17 protein-coding genes are annotated in these 23,481 nt (G+C 71.3%); 9 read left to right on the top strand and 8 right to left on the bottom strand.

The features are described from left to right. Positions 1-309 precede the first annotated feature (309 nt). From ACGFMK_RS19980 to ACGFMK_RS19990, 3 genes are read right to left on the bottom strand one after another with little or no spacing between them, the layout of a single operon-like run. A complete protein-coding gene (locus ACGFMK_RS19980) occupies positions 310-936 on the bottom strand; it encodes a TetR family transcriptional regulator (protein WP_392765015.1) in 627 nt (208 codons plus the stop codon). A gap of 23 nt (positions 937-959) precedes the next feature. After that, positions 960-2,531 carry an alkaline phosphatase D family protein gene (locus ACGFMK_RS19985; protein WP_392765017.1) on the bottom strand — a complete coding sequence of 524 codons (1,572 nt, stop codon included), beginning with the start codon at positions 2,529-2,531 and terminating at the stop codon, positions 960-962. A 32-nt stretch (positions 2,532-2,563) separates the two neighbouring features. Continuing rightward, positions 2,564-3,220, bottom strand: a complete 657-nt coding sequence (locus ACGFMK_RS19990) for a hypothetical protein (RefSeq protein WP_392765019.1) — start codon at positions 3,218-3,220, stop codon at positions 2,564-2,566. A 110-nt stretch (positions 3,221-3,330) separates the two neighbouring features. Here ACGFMK_RS19990 and ACGFMK_RS19995 point away from each other — a divergent pair, with 110 nt between their 5' ends. The 3 genes from ACGFMK_RS19995 (at position 3,331) to ACGFMK_RS20005 (ending at position 9,146) form a co-directional block, all read left to right on the top strand. Continuing rightward, positions 3,331-6,267, top strand: coding sequence for a BTAD domain-containing putative transcriptional regulator (locus tag ACGFMK_RS19995; protein WP_392765021.1), 2,937 nt, complete (start codon positions 3,331-3,333; stop codon positions 6,265-6,267). A gap of 97 nt (positions 6,268-6,364) precedes the next feature. Beyond that, complete coding sequence (locus tag ACGFMK_RS20000) at positions 6,365-7,588, top strand: hypothetical protein (RefSeq protein WP_392765024.1); 1,224 nt, start codon at positions 6,365-6,367, stop codon at positions 7,586-7,588. Between the two features lie 322 nt (positions 7,589-7,910). Further along, positions 7,911-9,146 (top strand): glucuronyl hydrolase, encoded by a 1,236-nt coding sequence (locus tag ACGFMK_RS20005; RefSeq protein WP_392765027.1) that lies wholly within the window; start codon positions 7,911-7,913, stop codon positions 9,144-9,146. A gap of 36 nt (positions 9,147-9,182) precedes the next feature. Here the strand turns inward: ACGFMK_RS20005 and ACGFMK_RS20010 are convergent, their stop codons facing one another. Next, on the bottom strand, positions 9,183-9,638 hold the full coding sequence (locus ACGFMK_RS20010) for a DUF4396 domain-containing protein (RefSeq protein ID WP_392765028.1): 456 nt from the start codon (positions 9,636-9,638) through the stop codon (positions 9,183-9,185). Positions 9,639-9,860: 222 nt separating this feature from the next. On the opposite strand from ACGFMK_RS20010, the gene ACGFMK_RS20015 reads away from it, so the two are divergent. Beyond that, positions 9,861-10,877 (top strand): autoinducer 2 ABC transporter substrate-binding protein, encoded by a 1,017-nt coding sequence (locus ACGFMK_RS20015; RefSeq protein ID WP_392765031.1) that lies wholly within the window; start codon positions 9,861-9,863, stop codon positions 10,875-10,877. 3 nt (positions 10,878-10,880) lie between these two features. Here ACGFMK_RS20015 and ACGFMK_RS20020 read toward each other — a convergent pair whose 3' ends face one another. The 3 genes from ACGFMK_RS20020 to ACGFMK_RS20030 form a co-directional block, all read right to left on the bottom strand. Beyond that, positions 10,881-12,449: an esterase-like activity of phytase family protein gene (locus ACGFMK_RS20020; protein ID WP_392765033.1), complete on the bottom strand. Its 1,569-nt coding sequence runs from the start codon at positions 12,447-12,449 to the stop codon at positions 10,881-10,883. Positions 12,450-12,620: 171 nt separating this feature from the next. Continuing rightward, entirely contained in the window at positions 12,621-13,907 is a 1,287-nt protein-coding gene (locus tag ACGFMK_RS20025; protein WP_392765036.1) for a DUF6923 family protein, read from the bottom strand. Further along, positions 13,904-14,668: a hypothetical protein gene (locus ACGFMK_RS20030; RefSeq protein WP_392765038.1), complete on the bottom strand. Its 765-nt coding sequence runs from the start codon at positions 14,666-14,668 to the stop codon at positions 13,904-13,906. Before ACGFMK_RS20030 ends, ACGFMK_RS20025 begins: the two co-directional genes overlap by 4 nt. 474 nt (positions 14,669-15,142) lie before the next feature. Between ACGFMK_RS20030 and ACGFMK_RS20035 the strand changes: the two genes are divergently transcribed. From ACGFMK_RS20035 to ACGFMK_RS20045, 3 genes are all read left to right on the top strand, one after another. Next, positions 15,143-16,555: a family 2B encapsulin nanocompartment shell protein gene (locus tag ACGFMK_RS20035; protein ID WP_392765041.1), complete on the top strand. Its 1,413-nt coding sequence runs from the start codon at positions 15,143-15,145 to the stop codon at positions 16,553-16,555. A gap of 178 nt (positions 16,556-16,733) precedes the next feature. Beyond that, entirely contained in the window at positions 16,734-18,122 is a 1,389-nt protein-coding gene (locus tag ACGFMK_RS20040) for a family 2B encapsulin nanocompartment shell protein (RefSeq protein ID WP_392765044.1), read from the top strand. Next, positions 18,122-19,150 (top strand): family 2 encapsulin nanocompartment cargo protein polyprenyl transferase, encoded by a 1,029-nt coding sequence (locus ACGFMK_RS20045; protein WP_392765047.1) that lies wholly within the window; start codon positions 18,122-18,124, stop codon positions 19,148-19,150. The genes ACGFMK_RS20040 and ACGFMK_RS20045 overlap by 1 nt, the downstream gene beginning before the upstream one ends. Before the next feature lie 171 nt (positions 19,151-19,321). Here the strand turns inward: ACGFMK_RS20045 and ACGFMK_RS20050 are convergent, their stop codons facing one another. Beyond that, a complete protein-coding gene (locus ACGFMK_RS20050; protein ID WP_392765049.1) occupies positions 19,322-20,458 on the bottom strand; it encodes a CapA family protein in 1,137 nt (378 codons plus the stop codon). A 382-nt stretch (positions 20,459-20,840) separates the two neighbouring features. Between ACGFMK_RS20050 and ACGFMK_RS20055 the strand changes: the two genes are divergently transcribed. Both ACGFMK_RS20055 and ACGFMK_RS20060 read left to right on the top strand, forming a co-directional pair. Continuing rightward, the gene (locus ACGFMK_RS20055; RefSeq protein WP_392765052.1) at positions 20,841-21,815 is read left to right on the top strand and encodes a substrate-binding domain-containing protein; all 975 of its coding nucleotides are present in this window, start codon (positions 20,841-20,843) and stop codon (positions 21,813-21,815) included. Positions 21,816-21,877: 62 nt separating this feature from the next. Then, positions 21,878-23,416 (top strand): sugar ABC transporter ATP-binding protein, encoded by a 1,539-nt coding sequence (locus tag ACGFMK_RS20060; RefSeq protein WP_392765055.1) that lies wholly within the window; start codon positions 21,878-21,880, stop codon positions 23,414-23,416. Positions 23,417-23,481: the final 65 nt, after the last annotated feature.

Raw genomic sequence — 23,481 nt, forward strand, 5'->3', positions numbered from 1 at the left:
CTTGTCGTCATGGAATCGGAAAAACTCGGCATGACGGCGGAACACTCAGATTACGAGCGTGGCGAGCGAACTGTCAAGATCGCCCGGAACGGCGGATTCCGTGCCTGCCCAAGGGACCCGCACCACCCCCAGCCGGGTGCGGGTCCCCCGAGGTTCGGTGCGGCAGGTGCTCCGGTTTCCGCGGCGGCGGACCGGGACGGACACCGAAGAGCCTGCCGACTCCGGTGTCCTGTCAGGATTTTCGCAGTCTACCTTCACGACGTCCCGGGCAAACGTGCATTTTTCATGGTCCGGACCATGAATCGGGCACTAGGCGAACCCTACGCCGGACGACAGCAGCACGAACGCCCGATCGGCGGCGGCGACCGCGTCCGGATGGCGCTCCGCGGCCGGGATCCCGGCCGCGACGGCGTCCATGTTCGCGGTGGCCAGCAGCCGGCGGACGGCCGCGATCTGCGCCGCCGCCAGTTCGGCGTCCGGGGCCGGCACGCCCGCCTCGGCCAGCGCCCCGGCCAGCGCGGCCTCCCCCGTCGAGCTGAACTCCGCCAGCCGCGCCACCAGCGCCGGGGTCCCGGTGACCAGCCGGAACACCGCGACGACCTCGGGGGCGTCGCACAGGCCGGTCACCGGCTCACGCTCGGCGAGGCCCCGCAGGAACGCCTCCCGCAGGGCCGCCAGCGCGCCCTGCCCCGGGCGGCGCGCGCGGACGACGTCCGCCGCGTCCGTCTCGTGGTCGGCGAACCGGTGCAGCACCAGGTCCTCCTTGGTCGGGAAGTAGGCGAAGAGGGTCCGCTTGGACACCTCGGCCACCCGCGCCACCTCGGCGACCCCGACGGCGTCGAACCCGCGCTCCAGGAAGAGCGTGATCGCCGCCGTCGAGATCGCCGCCCGCGTGCGGAGCTTCTTGCGCTCCCGCAGGCCCAGTTCATCGGTCACGTCACTCAGCGTAGCGCCGGACCTCAGACCTTCCGCAGGCCAGGCGTCCCCGCTTGCACTACGTAGCTGGCGTCGTTCTTGATGACCACCTTCGCCGGGTCGTAGACGCTGGTGTCGGACGTCGTCATGAAGTCCGCCCGCGTCTGCGACGGCGTGGTCGTGACGCGGACGTAGCCGCGCTCGCCCTTGCAGTACTTGACGTGCGGGTTGTTCGCCAGCCACGCCGCGGTGGGCGGGGTCGCGGTGTCGCTGTTGCTCGTCACCGACGTCGTCACGAGCTCCGAGCCGATGATCGGGTCACTGTGGTCGAAGTAGTCCAGGCGCAGGTCGGCGGCCCAGTGCCGGTGGACGTCGCCGGTCAGCACGACCGGGTTGGCCACCTTCCGGTCGACCCAGCCCTTGGCGATCCGGTCGCGCGAGGCCTCGTAGCCCTGCCAGGAGTCGGGACTCTCGCAGGTGGCCTTGTCGCCGTCGCCGTCGCGGGTGGCGAAGAAGACCTGCTGCCCGAGGAAGTCCCACGTCGTCGGGTGCGACTCGAACTGCTTGAGCAGCCACGCCTCCTGCGCGGTGCCGAGGATGCTGCGGGAGGTGTTGCGCATGTCGGTGCACGCCGGGCCGGTCGAGCCGGACGGGTCCGCGACCTGGGCGTTGCGGAACTGCCGGGTGTCGAGCATGTGGAAGCGGGCGAGGTTGCCCCAGACGAACTGGCGGTACAGCTGGATCGAGGCGCCGTTCGGCTTCGCCGTCGACCGGATCGGGGTGTGCTCGTAGAAGGCCTGGAAGCCGGCGGACTTGCGGGCCGTGGACGCGGGCGAGGTGGTGCCGTTCCAGTTGTTCATCACCTCGTGGTCGTCGAACACCACCATCCACGGCGCGATCGCGTGCGCGGCCTGCAGGTCGGCGTCGGTCTTGTGCTGGCCGTGGCGGGCGCGGTACAGCGCGAGCGTGGTCGTGTCTTCGGGGACGGCCAGGCTGCGCGGGTTGCGCTCCGCCGCGGCGCGGCCCGACTTCTTCTCGTAGATGTAGTCGCCGAGGAACAGCACCAGGTCCGGGTCGTCGGCCACGACGCCCTTGTACGCGTGGTAGTAGCCCTCCTCCCAGTGCTGGCACGAGGTGAAGCAGTACTTGAGCTGGTTGACGGCGGCCCCGGCGGCGGGCGCGGTGCGCGTCCGGCCGACCGGCGAGATGTAGCCGGAGGTCTTGAAGCGGTAGAAGTATTCGCGCGCGGGCTGCAGGCCGGCCGGTTCGATGTGGACGCTGTGCGCGGACGCGCGGACCGCGCTCACCGAGCCGCTCTGCACGACCGAGCTGAACGCGGCGTCGTTCGCGATCTCCCAGTCGACCGCGTACGTCGCGTCCGGCATGCCGCCGAAGCCGTCGGCGTCGAGCGGCGCGGGCGCGAGTCTCGTCCACAGCACCACGCTGTCGGGCAGCGGATCGCCGGAGGCGACCCCGAGCTGGAACGGGTCGTGGATGGCGGGCGCGGCCGCGGTGGTGCGGGCGTTCGCCCAGGACGGCAGCGCCGCCGAGGCCGCGGTGGCGGTGACCGCGGCGAGCCCGCCGAGGAGCACCCGGCGCCGGTTGACCTGACTCATGTCGGAAGTCCTTTCGGGGAGGGGAGAAGCGGTCAGGCCGCGAAGTCGGTGATGCCGTCGCTGCAGGACTTCAGGTCCGGCTTGGCGGTGGTGTAGTTCGCGACGCAGACCTTGTAGAAGACCCAGCCGCCCTTCGCGACGGTCACGGCCTTGTCGACCGTCGTGCCCTCGCCGCCGGAGTTCCAGACGTAGAACGGGCCGGCGCCGCCCTTGAGCCAGTACGCGACGACCGCGGAGTAGCCGTCGGCGTCGGTGTCGTAGACCAGGAAGTGCGAGTCGGACGAGCGGTACTGGCCCTCGCCGGCGCAGGCGTCGGCGCACTGGCCGCTGCCCGTGCCGGTGCCGCAGTCGGGCGCGATCCGCGTGTCGGAGCCGGTGTAGACGTAGGTGTCCGAGATGTAGCCGCCGAGCGCGGGCACGTAGTCCCACAACGTGCTCGTGCCGTAGGTCCCGGTCACCGACGTGCCGGCGGTCTGGCAGTCGATGGTCACCGACGCGCCGTTCGCGACGGTCTTGACGGCCGTGGCGCTCGCGGTGGGCGCCCGGCGGACGTTCAGCGGGTCACCCGCGGTCTTGACGGTGCCGGTCGCCGCGGCGGACGCCGCCACCGCACCGCCGACCACGAGCGTGGCGACCGCCGCGAGGACGACCCCGATCCCGGCGCTACGCCGGAGGTTCAAACGCTTCATGGCGGCAGCGTGACTTCGGGCCGTACACGTCTCGTACAAAGGCCCTGGCCTGCGCACAGACACTCCGAATGGATCTATCGGCCGAGGTGGTGGGGAAATAACATCCGGGCATGGGGGAACTCATCGGGCAGGTTGAGGCCACCTCGCTTACCATCCGCGTCCTCGGTCCGCTGGAGGTCACCGCCGCCGGGCGGGTGATCCCGCTCGGCGGCCCGAAGCCCCGGCTGCTGCTGGCCGCCCTGGCCCTGCAGCCGAACGTCGTCGTGTCGACCGACGTGCTGGTGGAGGTCCTGTGGCCGGATTCGGCGCCGCGCTCGGCCGCGGCGAACATCCGGACGTACGTCCATTCGCTGCGAAGACGGTTCGCCGAGATCGACCCCGACCTCGGCGAGCGGATCAGCAGCCGGGCCTCCGGCTACCTGCTGACCGCGTCGCCGGGCGAACTCGACCACCTCGCGTTCACCGCGGCGGCGGGTGAAGCCCAGGAAGCGCTCGACCGCGGCGACGCCGAGAGCGCGCTCAAGGTGCTCGACCGGGCCGACGCCCTGTGGCGCGGCGAAGTCCTCGAAGGACTCCCCCACGACCACAGCTGGGGCGCCACCGTCGCCCGGCTCGCCGAGCTCCGGCTTTCGGTGCAGGAACAGCGGTTGCGCGCGCGGATCGACCTCGGCCGCTGCGGCGAGGCCGTCGCCGAGCTGCGCGGCCTGGTCACCGAGCACCCGCTGCGGGAAGAGCTGTGGGCGCAGCTGATCGTCGCGCTGCGCGCCGCGGGCCGGACCGCCGACGCCGTCGAGGCGTACGAATCGGCCGAGCGGGTGCTGCGCGAGGAGCTCGGCGCCGAGCCCGGCGCCCGGCTGCGGGAGCTGCGCGCGACGCTGGTGGTGTCCGAGAGCGGGCCGGCCACGCGTGCCGCGGACGTCGCCCCGGTCTGCCAGCTGCCCCTCGACCTGCCGGACTTCACCGGCCGCGACGACGTCATCCGCGAGGTCGTCGCGCTGATGCGGGAACGGGCGGACTCGGGCACCCCCGCGGTGATCGTGCTGTCGGGCGCCCCCGGCGTCGGCAAGTCGGCGGTCGCGGTCCGCGTCGCCCACGCCGTCCGCGACGACTTCCCCGGCGGGCAGCTGCACGTCGACCTGGCCGGCACGTCGTCGTCACCGCGGGCACCGATGGGCGTGCTCGCCGAACTGCTGCACGCGCTGGGCATCCCGGACGCCGGCCTGCCGCGCGAGCTGGCCGAACGCGCCGCGCTGCTGCGCTCGCGGCTGGCCGGGCGGCGGATGTGCGTCGTGCTCGACGACGCCGGCAGCGCCGCCCAGGTGCGCCCGCTGCTGCCCGGGGCCGGCGCGTGCGCGGTGCTGGTGACCAGCCGGCTCCGGCTGCCCGGGCTCGCCGGGGCGAAGCCGGTGGACGTCGACCTGCTGCCCGAGGCCGAGGGCGCGCGGCTGCTGGAGGGCATCGTCGGCGCCGAGCGGGTGGCCGCCGAGCCGGAGAGCGCCGCGGCGATCCTGCGCCAGTGCGGGCACCTGCCGCTGGCGATCCGGGTGGCCGGCGCGAAGCTCACCCACCGGCCGGGCTGGACGCTGCGGCTGCTGGCCGACCGGCTGCGCGACGAGCGCCGTCGCCTCGACGAACTGCGCGTCGGCGACCTCGCCGTCCGCGCGAGCGTGACGCTGTCCTACGACCTGCTGCCGATGTCGGCGGCGACGGCGTTCCGCGGGCTCGGGCTGCTCGGGCCGGTGCAGTTCCCGGCGTGGGCGGTCGCCGCGGTGCTGGGCCGCCGGGAGGCCGACGACGTGCTCGACGTCCTGGTCGACGGCCACCTCGTCGAGCTGGTCGGCTCCGACTCCGCCGGGCAGCCGCGCTACCGGCTGCACGACCTGCTGCGCGTGTACGCCGTGGAACTCGCGGAGCAGAGTGACGCCGCGAAGACGCGCGCCGGGCTTCGGCGGGTGCTGGAGGGTTACCTCGCGCTCGCCCTCGAAGCGGCGCGGCGCATGCCGCTGCACTTCTTCGGCATGTACTGCGACGACGAGCTGACCCGGCCGCAGCTGCCCGCCGACGTCCTGCCGGACGAGACCGCGGCGTGGTTCGCCGCCGAGCGGCACACCAGCGTCGCGGCGGTCTCGCTGGCCGCCGAGCACGGGTTCGACGACCTGGCCTGGCAGCTGGCGTCCGCGCTGACGCCGTACTTCGACCTGCGCGGCCACCAGGACGATTGGCACAGCACGCACATCGTCGCCCTCGCGTCGGCCCGGCGCACCGGCTCGCTGCGCGCCGAGGCGATCGTCCAGCGCAACCTCGGCCAGTACCTGCTCTACCAGGACGAATACGCCGAGTCCCGGGTGGCGTTCGACGAGTCGAAGGCGCTGTTCGAGCGGGTCGGCGACGCCCAGGGGGTCGGCATCGCGCTGACCGGGCTCGCCACGATCCTGCGCATCGAGGGTGAGGACGACCTCGCGCTCGACCACTGTCACGAGGCGTTGAAGCTGTTCGCCGAGGCGGACGACCCGCACGGCGAGGCCGTCGCCCGGATCAGCGCGGGTGCGGTCTGGATGTCGCGCGGCTGCTACGCGGCGGCGAAGCGCTGGTTCACCGACGCGCTGGAACTGGCGGCGGCTATCGGCGACCGGCACCGCGAAGCCCACGCGTTCAAGCGGCTCGGCCTGCTCCACCAGCACCAGGGCGATCTGGCGGCGGCGCGCGAGCACGTCGACCAGGCCATCGCGATCTTCACCGAGCTGGGCGACGACCACTGCGTCGGCTACGCGAACCAGAACCTCGGCGAGCTGTGCCTGCACAGCGGCGACTTCGCGCACGCGCAGCTGCTGCTGGTGAACTCGCTGTCGGTGCACCGCCGCAACGGCGACCGCCGCTCGGAGGCGGAGGTGTCCCAGCTGCTCGGCGAGCTGCACCGGGCGCTGGCGCAGCCGGAGCGGTCGCGGACGTATTCGGAGCGCGCGCTGGCGATCTGGCGCGAGCTCTCCACGCGGCCGAAGGACCCGGCCGCGCCCCCTTCGGAGCCGCCGCACACCGTGTCCGCCTGAGGTCCGGTTCGGGCTCGAGCGGCTTTGTACGGATCATGTACGACGCCCCGGCAGTCTTCGCCACGTTCGAGTGAACGAATGCGAAGGGAGTCCGGGGATGATCCGGATCAGGAAGACCGGCCGCGTGACCGCGGTGGTTCTGGCCGCGGGAGCGGTCACGGCGCTGGCCGGAGCCCCCGCCCAGGCCGCGACGACCGCGGCGACGGGAAGCTGGACCGCCGATCTGTCCACTGTGGACGGAGACGACGTCAACGTCACCGGCGCGGGCGGCACGCTCACGCTGGCCGACGCGGCGTGGCACCGAACCGCGCGGGTGTTCGCGGGCAGTGAAGGCAGCCTGCTCCTCGCGGAGCACGCGCTGGGTGCACCGGCCAACCGGGTCAGTGCCGCACTGACCGCCGACACCCCGAAGGGCACGAGCGTCGAGGTCGACGTCCGCGGCCGGACCGGGGTGAACGACTGGACGGAGTGGACACCCGCGGGCACGACCCTGCGGGCGGACGTCGGCTCGGTCCAGGTGCGGATCAGCCTGCACAGCGACACCGACGGCGTCCGCCCGGCGGTGCGGAGCGTCGCGCTCAGCGCGGACTCCGCCCCGCAGGTCAACGCGCTGGCCGCGACAACGGCGTTGACCTACAAGGTCTACGGCACCCGCGAGGGTCTGGTCGGCGGCACCACCGCCAACGGCCACAAGATCGTGAGCCACGACCACTTCGTCTCATTCCCGTCGGGGAAGTCCGTGTCCCCCAAGGGAACCGGCAACTACACCGCGCGGGTGTGCCGCACCGACGGCAGCAAGTGCGAGTACGCGCCGGTGTGGGAGATCGGCCCGTGGAACGAGCGTGACGACTACTGGAACCCGGCGTCGGTCCGCTCGGAGTTCAAGGACCTGCCGCAGGGCAAGCCCGAAGCGCAGGCCGCCTACCTCGACGGCTACAACGGCAAGAAGGACGACTCCGGCCGCACGGTGCAGAACCCGGCCGGCATCGACCTCGCCGACGGCGTCTTCTGGGACGGCCTCGGCATGTCCGACAACGGCTACGTGAACGTCACCTACCTGTGGACCGGCTCGGGCCCGACCGGCGTGGTCAGCACGGCGGGCGACCCGATGAACGTTCGGGCGAGCGCGAGCACGTCGGCGGCGGTCAAGGGCCTCGCGGCGAACTACGCCAAGGTGAGCATCGAGTGCTACGTCACGGGCGACACCGTCACCGGCAAGTTCGGCACGAGCAACATCTGGGACCGCATCGGCCCCGGCCACTACGTGTCGGACACCTACCTGCAGACCGGCTCCGACAGCCCGGTCGCCCCGCTCTGCTGAGCGCGGACCGCGGCTCGAGTGAGCCTTGATCATCGCGTGGTTGACTGCCCTCACCCCCGCGATAAAGCGAAGGCCCGGCCTCCCCTGCCGGGCCTTCGCCCTTTTTCCGCCTCCGCCGGCCGGCCGAGCCCCAGCCGGGCCCAACGCCGCGCCGCGAGCACCGCAACGCCGCACATTCGCCCATTTCGCGCAGTGCGTATTCCGCTCTCCGGGACATCAATTCACAACCGTGAACGACGATCCGCCGGGTGTACAACCACGTGTCCGTTGTGTAAAACTTCCGGCACCTGGAGCATTTCCCCACACGGAATGGCGGGCACCTGTGAGCGTTACCCGGAGAACCCTGCTGACCACCGCGGCCGGTGCCGCGGTGGCGGTGAGCGCCAGCACCCCCACAGCCGCGAACGCGGCCCCTCTTGATGTCTCCGACCAGGCATCTGTCACCCGGACGCTCCGCCAAGCGGCCGATTACGCGGTGGCCAAGCTCCGCGCGGTGGCCCCCGGGGTCACCGCGTTTCCGACCGGGACGAAGTTCGAGAAATGGGCTTATTCGCAGAATGGCGACTGGGTCGGCGGATTCTGGCCGGGTCAGTTGTGGCTCGCGTACCTGCACAGCGGTGACGAACAATTCAAGACGCTCGCGCTGGCGTCCGCGGACAAACTCGCGCCGCGGCAGTTCGACACCGGAACGCACGACCTCGGTTTCCTCTTCTCCCCGTCGTGGGTCACCGCGTGGCGGCTCACCGGCGACGAGAAGTGGAGGGCGGGCGCGATCCAGGCCGCGGCGTCGCTGATCAAGCGCTACAACCCGGCCGGGAAGTTCATCCGCGCCTGGGGCGCGCTGACCGATCCCAAGGACGCCGGCCGCGTCATCATGGACACGATGATGAACCTCGATCTGCTGGCCTTCGCGAGCAAGCAGACCGGCGACCGGCAGTACCTGGACATCGCCGTCGCCCACGCGAAGACGGCGCAGCACAACTTCGTGCGCCCGGACGGCTCGACGCCGCACGTGTTCGACTTCGACCCCGTCACCGGCGCGCCGATCGGGCCGAACACCGTGCAGGGGTACAGCCCGGCGTCGTGCTGGTCGCGCGGGCAGGCGTGGGGGGTCTACGGGTTCACCACGATCTACCGCCGCACGGGCGACAAGGAGTTCCTGACGACGGCCCGGCGGCTCGCGGACTACGCGCTGTCCAAGCTCACGCCGGACAACGTGCCAGTGTGGGACTATCTCGCCCCGCAGGCGCCGAACGACGTCAAGGACGCCTCCGCCGGGGTGATCATGGCGTGCGGCCTGCTCGACCTGGCCGAGCAGACGCACCGCCCGCAGTACCGCGACAGCGCGCTGCGGATCCTGGCCGCGACGTCCCGGACGTGCCTGACGACGAAGTCCACGCGGGCCGAGGCGAGTGTCGCGCGCTGCACCCGCAACCGCCCGGCCGAGGACGGCGTCGAGATCTCGCTCCCGTACGCCGACTACTACCTGCTGGAAGGCGTCCTGCGGGTGCTCGACCGCGCCAAGGTCGACCGCGCGGTCGACCTGTCCAGCCTGTAGCCGCACCCCGGGGAGGCCGCCACCTCCCCGAGCGCGTCAGTGCTGGTGGTGGGCGTGCACCTTCGCGTGCCCGAGCCCGCGGCCGATCATCCACTTGTTCACCGGCACCGTGACCACGAACGCGATCGCCAGCGAGAGCACCAGCGAAAGCCAGAACAGCGCGCTGGCCAGCCCCGCGTTCATCGCCCCCGGGATCGCCACGACCACCGTGTTGTCGATGACCTCCATGACGGCGATCGACACCGTGTCCGCGGCCAGCGCCACCTTGAACGCCGCGGCCAGGTCCAGGCCCGACTTGAGCACGCCGCGCATGGTCAGGCCGTAGCCGAAGACGAAGGCCAGCACGATCGACAGGACCACCGTCGCCGCGTTGTGCAGGCCGAACGCCGTGCCCAGGACCATGCCGAGCACCTCACCGATGGCACAGCCGGTCAGGCAGTGCAACGTCGCCTGAACCGCTGTCGCCCACGAAGCCCCGTGCTGTTCGCTCATGCCGGCGACCATACCCCTGGGGGGTACATACGGCCAGTCATACCGGTCACACCCGGGACGGCCGCGACCACCCGGTGTCTTCCCGCCAGAAACCCACGATGTAGAACTCACTTCCGTAACCCTTTGCGCACATCCCGTTGACCACAGTTACGCGGAGCCCTACGTTCGCCGTGGGTCTCCACCGTGCGCAGACCGTTCGAGAGCCGTGAGGAATGGGTGGGGATGCGAGGGCCGACGAAGACGTTCCGGCTGGTCGCGACGTTGCTGCTGGGTGCGGCGCTCGCGCTCGGCGGCTGCTCGGAACAGCTGGGCGACGCGCCGGCACCGACGCCGACGCGGATCGCGTTCGTGCCCAAGATCGACGGCATCCCGTACTTCCAGGCGATGACCAGCGGCGGCGTGGAGGCGGCGAAGCAGCTGGGCGTGCAGTGGACGACCAGCGCCCCGAAGACCGTCGACCCGGCCGCGCAGGTGACCATCCTGCGGTCCCTGATCACCCAGAAGGTCGACGTCATCGTCGTCGCCCCGAACGACCCCGCCGCGCTCGCGCCGGTGATCGCCGAAGCCCGCGCGAAGGGCATCCACGTGCTCACCTCCGACACCGACGCGCCCGGCACGCAGCGTGAGGTGTTCGTCAACCAGGCCACCGCCGAGGGCATCGGCGCCGCGCTGACCGACGCGCTGATGGCGAAGACCGGCGGCACCGGCAAGTACGCGATCGTGTCGTGCGGCCCGGCCGCGGCGAACCTCAACACCTGGATCTCGGTCCAGAAGGAGTACGCGGCCGCGCACTACCCCAAGGCCCAGCTCGTCGAGACCGTCTACGCCGGTGAAAACGAGGCCACCGCGACGACGATGGCCCGGGAACTGATGGCCCGCCACCCCGACCTGACCGGCCTGGTCGGCGAGTGCACGACGTCGGCTCCCGGCGTCGCGAAGGCCGTGAAGGACGCGGAGAAGATCGGCCAGGTCTTCACCGTCGGCGTCGGCACGCCGCAGTCGATCAAGCCGTACCTGCTCGACGGCTCGTGCTCCGAGTCGGTGCTGTGGAACGTCGAGTCGCTGGGCTGGCTGACCGCCTGGACGGCGAAGCAGGTCGCCGACGGCAAGCCGCTGAGCCCGGTCAACAAGGTGAGCCTGGAGTTGCCGGCGGTGAAGTACGACGTCACGTCGAAGACCGTCCTGCTGGGCGATCCGCTGCTCATCACCGCCGACAACGTCGACCAGTTCAAGTACTGACGGCTACCGCACGTCGATGGTGACCGTCGCGGTGCTGGTCACCGCCGGCAGCCGGGTCGTGTCGACCGCGAGGTACTCGCCGTCGTCCTGCCGGCCGTCCGGCAGCGTCTTGACGTGCAGCGCGTACGGCGGGGCCGCGTTGGTGACGCCGTCGATGCCGAAGTCGTTGTCGTTGCTGATCACCAGGGTCCGGCCGCCGTCGGTGGTGGCGACCCCCTCGACCTTGTCGTGCCCGAAGAAGCCGCCGCTCGGGTCCAGCGTGGTGACCAGGGCGCCGAGGTCCAGGTGCAGCTTCTTGCTCACCGGCGTGATCCCCGCCGCGGCCAGGTCCTTGGTCGCGGCGGCCGTGGTGTCCTTGCCGACGTAGGCGTCGATGGTCTTGCCGCCGACGAGCACCCCACCCTTGACGGCGTCGTAACCCGCCGCCCGCGGGCCGACGTCGGTGGCGCCGGACAGGTCGATCTCGAAGAGCTTCTTGAACGCGCCCGGTTCGGGCTTGCCGTCCCGTTCGTCCACCAGGAAGCGGGTGGCCGACAGCGCGGTGATCTCGCTGACCGCGGTGCCCGTGGTGTCCGGGTCGTCCAGCAGGTACAGGTACTCGTGCGTGGCGCGCGTCCGCAGGTCGACGGTGACGATCCGCAGCGTCGTGACGTTGCCCGGCTTCTTCGTCAGGTCCGGCTGCTGCAGCGCGGACTGCATGACGCCGACGAGCGTCCGGCCGTCCGGGGTCAGCGCGAGGCCCTCCATCCCCTTGTTCGGCACGCGGTACTTCAGCTCGGCGGGCAGCGAGCCGTCGAACGGCGAGAGCCGCTCGATCGCCCGGCCGTCGCGTCCGAAGTGCGTGATGAACGGGCCGTACTCGTCGGACACCCAGAACGTGCCGTCCTTCGGCGCGACGAGGCCTTCGGAGTCGTAACCGTTCGCCGACTTCGGCAGGACGTTCCCGTTCAGGTCGACGATCTTCTCCCCGGTGTCGGCCTGCGGACTGACCTGGCCGTTGTAGGGCGTGCCGTCCTCGGCACGCAACGGGATCGTCTTTTCCAGCACGGCCTTCCCGTCGCGGAGCCGGAACTTCCCGATGGCCGGGGTGAAGGCGGGCAGCGGCTCGATCTTGCCGCCGTCGGGCGCGTCGACGTTCGGGCCGCGGTCGGTGAGGCCGTAGAACTCGGCACGCTCGCCGGGGACCGGGGTCAGCGCGGAACCGTAGGCGCCGGCCCGGATCGGGACGCCGCCGATCGTGGCGAGGGGTTCGAGGTTGGTCGGGTAGAGCTTCACGGCGTCGGAAACGGTGTAGGTGAAGGAATCACGGCCGTGGAAGCCGGGCGCCGGGGTGTAGTGGAACGTGCCGTCGGCGCCGATCGTGACGGTGCCGTGCGCGGCCGCGGTGTGCCGCACGACGGCGGTGGCGTCGTGGTCGTTGCCCAGCACGGTGTCCTGCAGGACGTGCCCCGCGCGGACGCGGTAGTGGTCGTCCTTCGCCCGCGGCCCGTGCTCGTGCGCCGAGGCCGGCCCGGCGGCGGCCAGCGGCAGCGCCAGGACCGTGGCCACCAGGGCGATTCGTACCCGCTTCATCGGTTTCTCCTCCTCCGGCGCGTGGCTGCGCCGGAGGAGGAGTCTTCGTGGCCGAAGTGGACAACGCCCGTCTTCGAGGAGGCCGTGGCGTTAACGGTGCCGCCGGGTGGCCAGCCGCGGCCGGTCGTGAGTGGCAAAGAGTGTTCTAACCCCCATTGCCACTCACGACCCCTAGCGGTGCCGCCGGGCCGCGGCCACCGCGCCCGCGCCGAGCACCAGGATCAGGGTCGTGAGGCCCCAGCGGCGTTTCTCCTCGGTCCGCAGCCCGGTGTCCTGCGCCACCGGTTTCGGCTTCTCCGTCGGCCGCGCGTGCGGCGTGGTCGGCGGCGGAGCGGCGGGCGTGGGCTCGTCGCGGGGCGCCGGGGCGGGGATCGGTGCCGGGGCCACGGCGACCGGCTCCTCCACCGGCGGCGGCTGCGACGGGGGCGGCGGCTCGGGCGCCGGGGTCGTCGGAGTCGGGGTCGGTTCCGGAGTCGGCGTCGGTTCCGGTGTGGGAGCAGGAGTCGTCGGGGTGGTGGTCGGCGGGGGTGGTGTCGTCGACGTCGTGGTCGGCGGCGGCGGGGGTGGTGGTGGCGGGGTCGCCTCGGTGTAGCACCCGGCCGCGTCGCCGCTGGCCAGCGCGGGCCCGCTCGACAGCTCGACGGCCGGTCCCGAGCCGTCCCGCGGGAGGCGGTAGGTCACGCTCCGGTGCCCGGCGCGGTTGGCCGTCGCGTAGATCACACCCGGTCCGAGGACCACCGAGCCGTACGCTCCGCCGTCCGGGAAGCGCAGCCCCGGGACCACCACGACCTTCCCGGTCGCCGGGTCCAGCGTGACTACCGAGTTGTCGCCGCGCGACGACGTCGAGACGCCGTAGAACAGTCCGTCCGACGGGTCGTAGGCGAAGTCGTCGACGCCGTCCGCCAGCGCCACCGGCCGCAGCGACGTCCGGTGCACGACGCGCACGTAGTCGTCGCTCTCCGGGTCGATGTCCACTGTGTACAGATCGCTGTGCTGCCGGACGTACCAGTGGTTCCCGGCGATCGCCCCGGCGGTGGCGCCGGTGACCTGGCTCCACACCGGGCGCCGCGGGCCCGCCCTGCCGACCACGCCGAGGTCGGTGACCGCGCCGTCACGGCTGATCCGCACCGCGTGCGCGCCGTCGTGGTAGCGGCCGGCGCGGGTGCCGTCGGCGACGCCGTACACCACGTCCTGCGCGGCCGAGTAGCCCATCGCGTTGATCCAGTACCCGACCTCGGTCAGGCGTTGGGTCAGCCCGCTGGGCAGGGACAGCAGCCGCAGGGTCGTCGGCGCACCACCGCGCTGGTTCTCGGCCTGCAGGATCGTGCAGCCGTTCTGTTCCTGGGCCGCCGGGCGCTTCGGTGACGCGGGCGCGAGCCACCCCGTCGCCGCGAGCAGCGCCGAAACCACCGCGGCGACGCCGAGCATCGCCGCCCAGCGGGCCCTCCCGCCGGTCAAGCCAGCCTTTCCAGCGCCGAGGTGAACGCGTCCGGCGGGATGGTCGCACCGCCGCTGAACGGGTTCTGCAGCTGGTAGATCGCGAACAGCAGCAACGTGATCGTGCCGGCCAATGTGGACACGATGATGATGTGCGCGGCGAGCCGCGTGCCGCCGAAGAGGTTGGGCAGCAGGATCGCCGTGATGATGCTGCCGAGGATGAGCGCGAACCAGACGACCGCGCCGACCCCGCCACCACCGGCGTTGTTCAGCCGCTCGGTGCGGGACTGGTACACCGACCAGAGCTGGTTGCTCGCCTCGGTCTTGCGGTCGATCTGCCAGTCGCCGTCGACGTCGGCGGCCGCGACGGCCTTGCGCATCTGGTCCAGCTGCGACCAACCCGTGGCCGGGATCTCGCCGCCGTCGGCCAGGCGCGGCCACTCCTCCTTCTCGACCGTCTGCGAGTAGGCGACGGCGAGCTGCCGGACGCGGTCCGCGGTGTCGGCCGGGAGCGCGTCGGCCGCCCAGGTCGCCGCCACGAGGCTGTCGGCCTCGGTCTGCGCGTCCTGGGCCGCGCCGCCGACCGAGTCGTAGAGCGAGATGAGCACGAACGCGACGAGCACCGCGTGCAGCCCGCCGACGATGGTGAACACCTGGCCGGCCGCGTCGTTGTTGTCGGGCCGCCCCTCGTCCCAGCCGAAGCGCCGGACCAGGTACCCGATCACGGCGCCGACGAGCGCCGCGCCGACCACCCACAGACTGCCGGCCAGGAAGATGTTCATCCGAGTCCTTTCACCCGCCGAACGCGGGACGAGCCACCCGGTGAATTCCGCGTCCGGGACCCGCTCAAGTTAGTCACCCATTTCCGGGCGGACAACTTAGCATTGTGAGAATCATCCAGGTGGCCGCACCCGGCCTCCGAATATCGCCGGTTCGGCCCAGTGGACCGCGTCCGCGGCCAGTACCACACCCTCGTCCGGCTACTGCTAATTCCCCTTATGAGCAGGGAACTTTCCCGACAGAGTGACGCGCAGGCACCCGCCGTGACGGGCCGTGGCAGACAATGTCCGGAATGGGCGGACAGCGGCCCGGCGAATATCCCGGTGACCCGATCGTGTCATTGTGTGGCACCGCCCGGTTGCTATGTTGATTTCGCGGCGCCGTCAACCCGCACATTAACGAGAAATCGCAGGTCACAACTCCGCGCGCCCCAGGGCGGACGCGCACCGACTCCGAACGATTGGGTGGTTCTCGCTGTGACTGTCACCGACCCGGTGGACTCCGCGACCGCGGAACAGGCACCTCTGAGCCTCGGCCGGGCCGCGGCCCGGACCCTGGCGACGACGACGAAGTCCGTCCCGCAGATGCAGGGCATCTCGTCGCGGTGGCTGCTGAAGCTGCTGCCGTGGGTCGAGGTCTCCGGCGGCGCGTACCGCGTCAACCGGCGGCTGAGCTACTCGGTCGGCGACGGGCGGGTCACGTTCACCTCGACCGGCGCCGAGGTCCGCGTGATCCCGCCGGAGCTCGGCGAACTGGCGCCGCTGCGCGGGTACGACGACGAAGAGGTCCTCAACGAGCTGGCGAGCCGCTTCGGCCAGCACGAGTACGAGCCGGGTGACGCGCTCGTCGAGTTCGGCAGCCAGGCCGACCACGTCTTCCTCATCGCGCACGGCAAGATCACCAAGGTCGGCACCGGCGCCTACGGCGACCAGACCGTGCTCGGCACGATGGCCGACGGCGACTACTTCGGCGAGGGCTCGCTGATCAGCGGCGACGGGATCTGGGAGTTCACGGCGAAGGCCGTCACCCGGTGCACGGTGCTCAGCCTGCCGCGCCAGGCGTTCGAAGAGGTGCGCGGCCGCTCGGAAACGCTGCAGGCGCACCTGGAAGCGTTCGTCGAGGGTGGCGCGTCGGCCCGCAACGACCACGGCGAAGCGGAGATCTCGCTGGCGTCGGGCCACGACGGCGAGCCGGCCCTGCCGGGCACGTTCGTCGACTACGACAGCGCGCCGCGGGAGTACGAGCTGAGCGTCGCGCAGACCGTGCTGCGGGTGCACTCCCGCGTCGCGGACCTCTACAACCAGCCGATGAACCAGATCGAGCAGCAGCTGCGCCTGACCGTGGAAGCCCTGCGGGAGCGCCAGGAACACGAGCTGATCAACAACACCGACTTCGGGCTGCTGCACAACGCCGACTTCGCCCAGCGCGTCCCGACCCGCACCGGCCCGCCGACCCCGGACGACCTCGACGACCTGCTTTCGCTGGTGTGGAAGGACCCCGGGTTCTTCCTGGCGCACCCGAAGACGATCGCCGCGTTCGGCCGCGAGTGCAGCAAGGCCGGGATCTACCCGGACGCCGTCGACATGGGCGGGCACCAGGTGCCGGCGTGGCGCGGGATCCCGATCCTGCCGTGCAACAAGATCCCCGTCACCGAAACCCGCACCAGCTCGATCCTGCTGATGCGCACCGGCGAGCAGGCCCAGGGGGTCGTCGGGCTGCACCAGACCGGGCTGCCCGACGAGTACCAGCCGGGCCTGAACGTCCGCTTCATGGGCGTCTCGGAGCAGGCGATCATCTCCTACCTGGTCAGCGCCTACTACTCCGCCGCCGTCCTCGTGCCGGACGCGCTCGCCGTCCTGGAGAGCGCCGAGATCGGCCGGGAGGGCTGATGCCCGAACCCGCCACGCCACCCCGGAAGCCGGACGCGGAGCCCCCGCGTCCGGGCTCCGGCCTGCCCCCGTCGGCCTTCGGGCCGACCGGGCTGGGCACGGCCGCCGCCCGGATCGTGCCGAAGCCCGCGGGCGTCCGTCCCCCTGAAGCTCCCGAACCCGAACGGCGCGTGAAACCTTGACCGTCACCGAAGAACCGGCGCCGCCGCAGCTGTCACTCGGCACCAAAGCGGCCCGCACGCTCAGCACGACCACCAAGTCGCTCCCGCAGATGCGCGGCATCACCCCGCGGTGGCTGCTCTCGCAGCTGCCGTGGGTCGAGGTCCCGGCGGGCAGCTACCGCGTCAACCGCCGCCTGACCTACACGATCGGCGACGGCAAGCTCAGCTTCTTCACCACCGGCGCTCGCGTCCAGGTCGTGCCCGCGGAACTGACCGAACTCGAGCTGCTGCGCGGGTTCGGCGACGACCAGGCGCTGTCCGCGCTGGCCGACGCCTTCGAGCAACGCGAGTACGAACCGGGCGCGACGATCACCACCGTCGGCGAGCCGCTCGACACGCTGGTGCTCATCGCGCACGGCAAGGTGACCCAGCACGGCCGCGGCGAGTACGGCGACGAGACGCTGCTGGGCACCGTCACCGACGGCGACCACTTCGGCGCCGACCTGCTCGCCCGCGACGACGCGACGTGGAAGTTCACCGCCCGCGCCAAGACCCGCGTCATCGCGCTGATCCTCCCGGCGGCCGCGTACGCCCGGCTCAACGGCCGTTCCGAGTCGCTGCGGGCGCACGTCGCCGAGACGTCACGGCAGGAGCGGAAACCCCAGAACGCCCGGGGCGAGGCGAGCATCGACCTGTCCGCGGGCCACGACGGCGAGCCGATCCTCGCCGGCACCTACGTCGACTACGACCCTTCGCCGCGGGAGTACGACCTCGCCGTCGCGCAGACGATCCTGCGCGTCAGCAACCGCGTCACGGACCTCTACAACCAGCCGATGAACCAGCTGGAGCAGCAGCTGCGGCTCACCGTGGAGGCGTTGCGGGAGCGGCAGGAGCACGAGCTGATCAACAGCACCGAATTCGGGTTGCTGCACAACGCGGACCTCAAGCAGCGGATCACCACCCGCACCGGCCCGCCCACCCCGGACGACCTGGACGACCTGCTGACCCGGCGCCGCAAGACCCGGTTCTTCCTGGCGCACCCGCGCGCGATCGCGGCGTTCGGCCGCGAGTGCACCGCCCGCGGGATCTACCCGGCGACGAAGATCCTCGACGGCAAGCGCGTCACGGCGTGGCGCGGTGTGCCGATCCTGCCGAGCGACAAGATCCCGGTCACCGAGGCCGGGACGACGTCGATCATCGGGATGCGGACCGGCGAGGACGACGCCGGCGTGATCGGGCTGCGGCCGGCGTCGCTGCCGGACGAGTACCAGCCGGGCCTGAACGTGCGGTTCCTCGGCATCAACGAGCGCGCGGTGACGTCGTACCTGGTCAGCGCGTACCACTCGGCGGCCGTGCTGGTGCCGGACGCGCTCGGCGTGCTCGGCGACGTCGAGGTCGGGCGCTGATGACGACCTTGGACACGCGCACCGCGGCCCGCTCGCTCACCGACGTCCTGGCCTGGAGCAAGGGACTCGTCGACCCGGCGACGCGGACGGCGGCCGAGCGGCTGCCGGAGTCGATGCGCCGGATCGCCGGGTACCACTACGGCTGGTGGGACGAGAACGGCGAGCCGATCCAGGCCGACGGCGGCAAGACACTGCGGCCGGCGCTGGTGCTGCTGTGCGCGGAGGCGGCGGGCGGTGACCCCGCGAACGCGGTCGCCGCCGCCGTCGCGGTCGAGCTGGTGCACAACTTCTCGCTGCTGCACGACGACGTCATGGACGGCGACACGACCCGGCGGCACCGCCCGACGGCGTGGACGGTGTTCGGCACCGGCGCCGCGGTGCTCGCTGGGGACGCGTTGCTGTCACTGGCGTTCGAGCTCCTCGCGCCGAGCGGGCCGCCGAGCACCCGGCTGCTGTCGGCCGGGGTGCTCGACCTGCTCGACGGCCAGGCCGCGGACCTCGACTTCGAGCAGCGCGACGACGTCACCCCCGGCGAGTGCGTCCGGATGGCGGAGGGCAAGACGGCGGCGCTGCTGGGCGCGGCGTGCGCGCTCGGGGCGTTGTCGGCGGGCAGCGAGCCGGACGTCGCGGAGCGGTTCGGCGCGTTCGGCCGGTCGATCGGCCTGGCGTTCCAGCACATCGACGACCTGCTCGGCATCTGGGGCGACCCGGCCGTCACCGGCAAGCCGGTGTTCTCGGACCTGCAGAACCGCAAGAAGTCCCTGCCGGTGGTGACGGCCCTGTGCTCCGGCACGCCCGCCGGCGCCGAGCTGTTCCGCCTCTACGCCGGGCAGGACCCGCTCGACGAGGCTTCGCTGGCCCGCGCGGCTTCCCTCGTCGACGAGGCCGGCGGCCGCCAGTGGAGCCAAGCCCAAGCGGAGGCCCTGCTGGCCAAGGCGCTGCGCGACCTGTCCGCGGTGAACCCGGCCCCCCGCCCGGCCGCCGAACTCACGACCCTGGCCCGCCTGGTCACCACCCGCACCCACTGACCCGTACCCGAACGGACGACACGCGTACCGGACTGGACGACACGCGTACCTGGACGGACGACACGGCGGGCACGTGCCCAGCCCGGCGTGTCGTCCGGCTGCGTACGCGTGTCGTCCGCGCAAGTACGCATGTCGTCCGTCCGGGTACGCGTGTCGTCCGTTCGGGTACGGCTACTTGCTGGGGCGGGTGAGGCCGTCCTTGTCGGCTCCTAGGGCCAGGACGTTCTTGTCCGTGTCGGACAGGGCCTTGGTGACCTGCGCTGACGCTGGGGATGTCGACAAGTCGAGAAGGCGGATCGGGGTGTCCAGCTTGATCAGGGTCGGGACGTACTCGGCCTTGTCGACCTTCCAGCGGTCGCCGTCGCGGACGAAGCGGAACCGGGCCGCCGTGCCCTCCTCCGTGTCACCGCGCGGGTCGGAGTGGCGGGCGACGCTGTTGCCGAGGCCGTAGGCCACCCACTTGTCCCCCACCTTCTCGAACGGCTGCACCACGTGCGCGTGGTGGCCGACGATCAGGTCGATGTCGGCCGACCCCAGCAGCTTCTTGGCCTGGCTGCGCTGCTCGGCCGTCGCGTCGTGCTGGTACTCGACGCCCCAGTGCAGGCTCGCGATCACGACCTGGGCCCCGGCCTCCCGCGCCTTGCGCGCCGCCGCCAGCACGTCGTCGACGTCGATCTGGTTGGCCAGCCACGGTTTCCCGGACGGCACCTTGATGCCGTTGAAGCCGAACGCGTAGGAGATCTGCGCGACCTTGACGCCGTGGACGTCCAGGATCAGCGGTTTCGCCGCCTCGGCCGCCGACCGGGCCGAGCCGGTGTGCTTCAGGCCGTTCGCGTCGAGGGCGTCCAGCGTCCGCTTCACGCCGTCGGCGCCCTGGTCGATCGTGTGGTTGGACGCCGTCGAGCAGGTGTCGTAGCCGGTGTCCTTGATCGCGGCCGCGATCTCCGGCGGTGCGCTGAACGACGGGTACCCGCTGTAGGGCCCACCCTCCGGCGCCAGCGGCGTCTCGAGGTGGCAGATGCCGAGGTCCGCGCCGGAGACGAGCGGCTTGATCCCGGCCAGCAACGGACGGTAGTCGAACTTGCCGTGCCCGTCGGCCTCGGCCTGGTCCGACAGCGCCGGGTGGATCAGGACGTCCCCGGTCGCGACGACCGTGAACGAGCCGTCGGGTGCCGGCGCGGCGCTCGGCGCGGCCGAAGACTCCGGAAACGGCGTCGGCGCCGGACCCTGCTGCGGCGGGTTGCTGCAGGCGGCCAGCAGGACGGCGGCGCCGGCGAGCGCGGCGGCGCGGCGGCTCGTACGCGACATCGGTCCCCCAAGTGGTGGTCGTCGGGCCATCCTCCCAGTCGGGCGAATCCGGCATTACGCGGGCGCCGATACACAGGAACCAGCGCAACAGTCGACAACACCGATCAGCACACTCGCACAAGACAGAAACCGGTCAACGCCCAGGTTGGACGCTAAATAATACGATAAATGGCGTAGTCCTCGGAGCTGGTCGATCACGCAGAGTAGATCTCGCTCCGCTAACTGCCTGGCAGAACCTTCTTGACGTCCCACGAACGAGTGTCTTGTAATACCAGTCACACGGCGTTCACGCGCCCGCAACACTCATCCACGGCCCCCATGGGAGCACTCGATGTCCACATACCCGCACAGGTCACGGACCTGGAGCGTTGTTGGTTGTTGTTTGATTGCTGGTGTCATGTTGGCCGCCTGCTCCTCCGGCAAGACTGAAGCACCCGCCTCGCAGCAGGCGCCGGCCAACGGCAAGATCACCCTGTACTACCTGCAGAAACAGGGCGACCAGCAGTACTTCGTCGAGCAGGCGCAGGGGGCGCAGGAGAAGGCGAAGGAGCTCGGCGTCGAGCTCAAGGTCGTCAACCTCGGCCAGGACGCGAACAAGGCGATCACCGAGCTGGACGCCGCGGTCGCCCAAGGCGCCAACGGCGTCGCCATCGTCGTCCCCGACCAGGCCATCGGCCCGCAGGTGATCGACAAGGCGAAGGGCGCGGGCATCCCGATCATCGCCTCCGACGACATCATCAAGGACGGCACCGGCGCGCCGGCCCCGTTCGTCGGCTTCAACGGCAGCCAGATGGGCGACTCGGTCGGCACCGAGGCCGGGAAGCTGTTCAAGGCCGCCGGCTGGGCCGCCGCCGACACGAAGATCATCAGCGCCTTCAAGCAGGACCTCACCGTCTGCACCGACCGCGTCAACGCCGCCAAGGCGGCGTTCGCGAAGGCCGGCGACCCGGGCGTCCAGGTGATCAACGTCGGCACGGACAACTCGCCGGTCGACGCGCAGAACCGCGCCGGCGCGGTGATCGGCTCCAATCCGGGCGTCAAGCACTGGGTCGTCTGGGGCTGCAACGACGAGAACGAGACCGGTGTCGTGACCGCGCTGGCCAACTCCGGCGTGCAGGCGAACAACATCATCGGTGTCGGCCTCGGCGCGTACCTCACCTGCAAGGACTGGGCGGCCGGCAAGGACACCGGCAACAAGTCCGCGCTCTACATCTCCGGCGCCGAGGTCGGCCGCTCGGCGATCCAGGTGCTGGTGGACAAGGTGAAGAACGGCAAGGCGCTGCCCGCGGAGACGATCGCGAAGACCACGATCGTCAACAAGGACAACTACAAGCAGGCCGGCGTCAACTGCACCTGACCGAACTCCCGCGGGCGGTGCGGTTCGCGCCGCCCGCGGGTTCCACCGCTCGAAGGGCGATCATGTCCAGCTCTGCTCCCGCGCTCGCCGTCGAGGGCATCGGCAAGCGCTTCTCCGGGGTCACCGCCCTCGACGACGTCTCCCTGGAGTTCCGCTCCGGCGAGGTGCTCGCGCTGATGGGCGAGAACGGCGCCGGCAAGTCGACGCTCCTGCGTGTGCTCTCCGGCGACCAGGGCCCCGACGACGGCCGCCTGCTGCTCGACGGCACCGAGGTCACCTTCGACACCCCGCGCGCGGCGATGGCCGCCGGGGTGCGCGTGATCTACCAGGAACCCGAGATCATCCCGCACGTCTCCGTCGCGGAGAACGTCTTCGTCGGCGAACTCCCGGCCAAGGCGCGGGTCTTCAACCGCCGCACGCTGCTGAAGGCGACGCAGGACGCGCTGGCCGAGTACGGCTTCGAAGGCGTGCTCAACCCGGCGACGCTCGGCGTCGCGCTCTCGGCCGCGCAACGGCAGATCGTCGAGATCCTCCGGGTGCTCACCGCGGCCACCCCGCCGAAGGTGATCGCCTTCGACGAGCCGACGTCGTCGCTGTCCGAGCACGAGGTGGACGCGCTGTTCCGGCTGATCGGACGGCTGCGCGACAACGGCGTCGCGGTCGTCTACGTCTCGCACCGGATGAAGGAGATCTTCCGGCTCGCCGACCGCGTCGCGGTGCTGCGCGACGGGAAGCTCGTCGGCGTCCAGCAGGCCGCGGAGACCGACGAGGCCAGCCTGGTCCGGATGATGATCGGCCGCGACCTGTCGGCGCTCGAACGCCGCGTCACGCAGGACACCGGCGAAGTCGTGCTGAAGCTGGACGACGTCACCACCGACGACGTCACCGGCATCTCGCTGCAGGTCCGCGCGGGCGAGGTCGTCTGCCTGGCCGGGCTGGTCGGCGCCGGGCGCTCCGAGCTGGCCCGCGCGATCGTCGGTGACCTGCCGATCCGTTCCGGGACCGTCGAACTGGCCGGGAAACGGCTGCGCGCGGGCAATCCCGGCGTCGCCGTCAAGGCGGGCATCGGCTTCGCGCCCGAAGAACGCAAGACGGACGCGTTGCTGATGCAGCGGTCCGTCCGCGACAACATCTCCATTTCCGTGCTCGACCGCCTTCGCCGCTTCCGCGTCGTGAAGCGTGCGAAGGAGCGTGCGCTCGTCGAGGAGTACCTCCGCGAGCTGCGCGTGCGGACGCCGTCGATGGAGCAGGAGATCCGCAAGCTCTCCGGCGGCAATCAGCAGAAGGCCGTTCTCGCGCGGTGGCTCGCGCGGCGGCCGAAGCTGCTCATCCTCGACGAGCCGACCCGAGGGGTCGACGTCGGCGCGAAGGCCGAGATCTACCGGATCATCGACGGCCTCGCGGCGGAGGGCATCGCGCTGCTGGTCATCTCGTCCGACCTGCCCGAGGTGCTGACGCTGGCCGACCGCATCCTCGTGATGCGCGCCGGGCGGCTGGCCGGCGAGATCGCCAGTGCCGACGCGACCGAGGAAGCCGTGCTGACCCTCGCCATCCCCGAAACCGAACCCGCAGTAGAAGAGCAGCAGGAGATCGGCGCATGAGTGAGCTTGCGAACGAATCATTCAACACAGCGCTCGCCGCTCAGGCCGAACTGAGCGTCAGCGAG

Origin of the sequence: Amycolatopsis sp. NPDC049252 (assembly GCF_043197175.1) — a bacterium.
In the GTDB taxonomy this organism is placed as follows: Bacteria; Actinomycetota; Actinomycetes; order Mycobacteriales; family Pseudonocardiaceae; genus Amycolatopsis.

Coding starts and splice junctions, on each gene's coding strand:
- ACGFMK_RS19985 (WP_392765017.1), bottom strand. CDS start 2,531: ATGAGTCAGGTCAACCGGCGCCGGGTGCTCCTCGGCGGGCTCGCCGCG.
- ACGFMK_RS19990 (WP_392765019.1), bottom strand. CDS start 3,220: ATGAAGCGTTTGAACCTCCGGCGTAGCGCCGGGATCGGGGTCGTCCTC.
- ACGFMK_RS19995 (WP_392765021.1), top strand. CDS start 3,331: ATGGGGGAACTCATCGGGCAGGTTGAGGCCACCTCGCTTACCATCCGC.
- ACGFMK_RS20000 (WP_392765024.1), top strand. CDS start 6,365: ATGATCCGGATCAGGAAGACCGGCCGCGTGACCGCGGTGGTTCTGGCC.
- ACGFMK_RS20010 (WP_392765028.1), bottom strand. CDS start 9,638: ATGAGCGAACAGCACGGGGCTTCGTGGGCGACAGCGGTTCAGGCGACG.
- ACGFMK_RS20015 (WP_392765031.1), top strand. CDS start 9,861: ATGCGAGGGCCGACGAAGACGTTCCGGCTGGTCGCGACGTTGCTGCTG.
- ACGFMK_RS20020 (WP_392765033.1), bottom strand. CDS start 12,449: ATGAAGCGGGTACGAATCGCCCTGGTGGCCACGGTCCTGGCGCTGCCG.
- ACGFMK_RS20030 (WP_392765038.1), bottom strand. CDS start 14,668: ATGAACATCTTCCTGGCCGGCAGTCTGTGGGTGGTCGGCGCGGCGCTC.
- ACGFMK_RS20045 (WP_392765047.1), top strand. CDS start 18,122: ATGACGACCTTGGACACGCGCACCGCGGCCCGCTCGCTCACCGACGTC.
- ACGFMK_RS20050 (WP_392765049.1), bottom strand. CDS start 20,458: ATGTCGCGTACGAGCCGCCGCGCCGCCGCGCTCGCCGGCGCCGCCGTC.
- ACGFMK_RS20060 (WP_392765055.1), top strand. CDS start 21,878: ATGTCCAGCTCTGCTCCCGCGCTCGCCGTCGAGGGCATCGGCAAGCGC.